The sequence below is a fragment of the uncultured Anaerococcus sp. genome (genome assembly GCF_963510575.1).
Lineage (GTDB): Bacteria > Bacillota > Clostridia > Tissierellales > Peptoniphilaceae > Anaerococcus.
The window spans coordinates 1-3,453 of record NZ_CAUPFR010000138.1; the positions used below are offsets into that span (position 1 = coordinate 1).

The 3,453-nt window shown below is 39.2% G+C and carries 5 protein-coding genes; 1 reads left to right on the forward strand and 4 read right to left on the reverse strand.

Annotation, left to right across the window (positions count from 1 at the left end; genetic code table 11):
* The coding region (locus RQ907_RS08135; RefSeq protein WP_311492873.1) for an SDR family oxidoreductase at nucleotides 1-459 on the forward strand (459 nt) is incomplete at its 5' end.
* Between the two features lie 139 nt (nucleotides 460-598).
* On the opposite strand, the gene RQ907_RS08140 is transcribed toward RQ907_RS08135, so the two are convergent.
* From RQ907_RS08140 to RQ907_RS08155, 4 genes are all read right to left on the reverse strand, one after another.
* Nucleotides 599-883 carry a ferredoxin family protein gene (locus RQ907_RS08140; RefSeq protein WP_308748491.1) on the reverse strand — a complete coding sequence of 95 codons (285 nt, stop codon included), beginning with the start codon at nucleotides 881-883 and terminating at the stop codon, nucleotides 599-601.
* Nucleotides 883-2,178 (reverse strand): FAD-dependent oxidoreductase, encoded by a 1,296-nt coding sequence (locus RQ907_RS08145; protein ID WP_311492874.1) that lies wholly within the window; start codon nucleotides 2,176-2,178, stop codon nucleotides 883-885. The genes RQ907_RS08140 and RQ907_RS08145 overlap by 1 nt, the downstream gene beginning before the upstream one ends.
* A 27-nt stretch (nucleotides 2,179-2,205) precedes the next feature.
* Complete coding sequence (locus RQ907_RS08150) at nucleotides 2,206-2,895, reverse strand: ubiquinone/menaquinone biosynthesis methyltransferase (RefSeq protein WP_311492875.1); 690 nt, start codon at nucleotides 2,893-2,895, stop codon at nucleotides 2,206-2,208.
* 1 nt (nucleotide 2,896) lies between these two features.
* Nucleotides 2,897-3,453 (reverse strand): prenyltransferase (locus RQ907_RS08155; RefSeq protein WP_311492876.1); only part of this gene is annotated, 557 nt, incomplete at its 5' end.

Here is a 3,453-nt window from a genome sequence, read left to right on the forward strand (position 1 = left end):
AATATACCAACTTTGGATGCAGATCTTGACCATTTTGCCCAGGTTATGGCTATAAATGTCAATGGCACTTATAATATGATTCACAATTTTCTCCCACATTTTATGGAGAATAAGGCTGGAACTATTATTAACTTTTCATCTATGGTGTCTAAAAATGGTCAACCAACAGGTGTTGCCTACCCTACTAGCAAGTTTGCCATTAATGGACTTACCATTTCTCTTGCTAGGGAACTTGGCCCTTATGGAATTAGGGTTAATGCCGTAGGTCCAGGTGTGACTAACACTGACATGGTGAAGGTTTTGCCTAAAGAGCAAATCGAACCTGTTAAACAAATGATTCCTCTAAAGAGGATTGGCGAACCAGAAGATGTTGCCAAGGCAGTTTTATTCCTTGCTAGCGACCTTGCTTCCTACGTTTCTGGCGAAATCCTCTATTGCGATGGCGCTACCTTTATGTAGGATTTAAAAACAACCCCCATTGGCTTTTCTGCTTGAAATCCAGCAGGAAGTCCAAATAGGGGTTGTTTTCTATTGTTATTTTTGTAGGATAAGTAAGGGCTTAGTTAAGTCCATTTTTTATATTTTTCTATAATTTTTCTTAACCTTGTCTAAAGGTTACGCCAACTTCGCCTTGTGGGTGTTTCCAATCTTTTACGATTTTGCCGTGGGATAAGACCCTACAGGTACCACATTCCAAGCAGCCTAGGTGAGAAAAGCTAAATACACCATCTACATAGGTATAGCAGGCTGCTGGGCAGGCTATGATTAATTTTTTTATTTCGTCTTCATCTTTGAATTCTAGGTCAACATCAATATGTGAATTAAATTCGTCAGTATGGTAAATATTTAGACCTAGCTTGTCTTCTACACTCATTCTTTTCATTATAGTGCCTCCATTACAGTAGAAATAAAGTCTGATAGTTGTGTTGCGCTAATCCTTGTTGCAAGATCATTTACTGTTCCCATTATGAAGCCCTTGCTGTCTCCACCATTTACGGTAAAGGCCCTGCCAGCTACGTCATTTATAATTTCTGGTAGGTCGCTAAAGATTTCCCTCCTGCTTAGGATAGTTGGGAAGGCTTTGAAGGTCATAAGGTCTTTCATGATAAAGCTATCCTTTACTAAGTCTTGGTAAACAGCTAGGCTTTCCTTGCTGAAATCTTCTTTTTCCTTAGCTCTTAGGATGGCAAGGGCAGCTAGCCTACCACTTTCGATTGCAAAATCCATACCCCTTACAGTGTAGCCTAGGTTTATACAGAAGCCTGCAGCGTCTCCTACTACGAGGAAGCCATCTCCGTAAATTTGAGGAACCATGTGGATACCTTCTTCTGGTACTAGGTGGGCAGAATATTCTATGGTTTTACCACCCTTGATAAATGGTGCTACGCTGTCATGTTCCTTAAATCTTTCTAGTAAGTCGGTCAATTTTGTGTTTGAGTATCCGATATCTGAAAGGGTTGCTACAACACCTATTGATACAGAGTCCTTATTTGTGTAAATAAAGCCACCACCAAAACCGCCCATGGTTGGGTCGCCACAAGATAGCCAGCTCATTCCCTCGCCACTTTCTAGGTTGAATCTCTCGTTTATAATCTCTTCAGATAATTCAATTACTTCCTTGGCGCCAACAGCTACTTGGTTTGGTTCTAGTTCTTTTTTGATACCTATTTGTTGAGAAAGAAGGGAATTTACACCATCGGCGATAATAACTGCATCTGCGTACATTTCTTCGCCTGTAGCGTCAATACCAACTACCTTGCCATCTTCTAATAGGAGTTTTTCTACAAGTACGCCTGTAATAATGGCTACTCCAGCCTCTTCGGCCTTTTCTGCCAAATATTGGTCAAACTTGCTATGTAATACCACATATGATGAAGAATCCTTATCCTTACCCAATTCTTTTGATGAGTAACCTATGTCAAGTGAGGATTTTTCGCTCATCATAGATATTTTTTCTTTAACAACTTTTCTTTCAATTGGAGCTTCATCAGCAAAGTTAGGTATAATTTTTTCTAGACTGTGACCATACAACCTACCGCCTGTGACATTTTTAGCTCCACAGTAATCTCCTCTTTCAACCAATAAAACTTCTAAATCATTTTCCGCTAAAACTATGGATGCTGCAAGACCTGCAACACCACCTCCAACAATTATAACATCAAACTTATCTTCACTCATTGTTTCCCCCGTTATAAATTTTTTGGTTTAATTTTTTTCTCCCTTTACGATAACACAAGCGCCAAAGAGCATTTTTTTAAGCCCTATATTTTTTAATCCTAAAGACTCAAACATCTCCACCAGATCCTTGGGACTGATAAAGAGTTTTGTCGACTCATAAAGCCAAGCATAATCCCTATATCTCTTAAGACCCCCACCCAAAAACGGCATGAGATACTTAAAAAACAAGGTATAAAATGGTTTTATAAGGATATTTTCTACCGAAAACGAATCAATAACATAGATAGAAGCTCCATCCTTTCCAACCCTAACCATCTCCTCCAAAACTTTCCTATAGTCATCAGTATTCCTAAGTCCAAAGGAAATGGTCATATTATCAAAAGTCTCATCTGGGAAGGGCAAATTTTTTGCATCAGCCTTTACAAAGGATATATTATCAAGCCCCTTAGCCTTGTCCTTAGCAATTTTTAGCATATTTTCCGAAAAATCCACACCCACAACTCTGGCAGGGGATTTTTCTTTCAAACTAAGGCCTATATCCCCAGTCCCACAACAAAGGTCGAGTAGATAGGAATCTTCCTTTATGGTCTTTAGGACCTCACTTATAAATTTGTTTTTCCGTTTTTTCTGCAAACCAAGGCTAATCCTATCGTTGGCCCTATCGTAATATGGCGATATATTTTGGAATATATCGTAGACCTTTTTGCTCTTATTCATCCTAAGATCCTATAAAACTCAAAGCTAGGCAAAGTAGGTAAGTGCCGTTAATCAAAACATTTGCCATGCCAATAGCCATCATCTGCCCCATCCTAGCTTCTGGTAGAAGACTGTCAGAAATTAGTTTTTTAATAAATGCCCCCGTGATCATAAACAAAATTAGGTTTATGGCGAGAAAAATATATCCTGCCAGATAATAGGTCAAAACCAACTGGCTTACAATCCAAAGTCCCACAGTAATTTTGTATAAAATCCTGATTTTTTCCCTACCCATGACCACAGCTAGGGTATATCTTTTTGCCCTCTTATCTTTTTCTATATCGCTGGCATTGTTGGTCATCATTATCAAACCGATACCAAGGATAAAAGGAAGGGAATGGATTAAAACCCCTAAATCTAGCCTACCGGCAATGGCACTATTGACCCCAAGAGGTATCAAACCGCCCATCACAAGGCCACTTGTAAGTTCACCGATTGGCAAATATGAAATTGGGAAAGGCCCCTTAGAATAAAGCAAGACTGTAATTGTGGCAATGATGCCAATTCCTAGACTAGCGT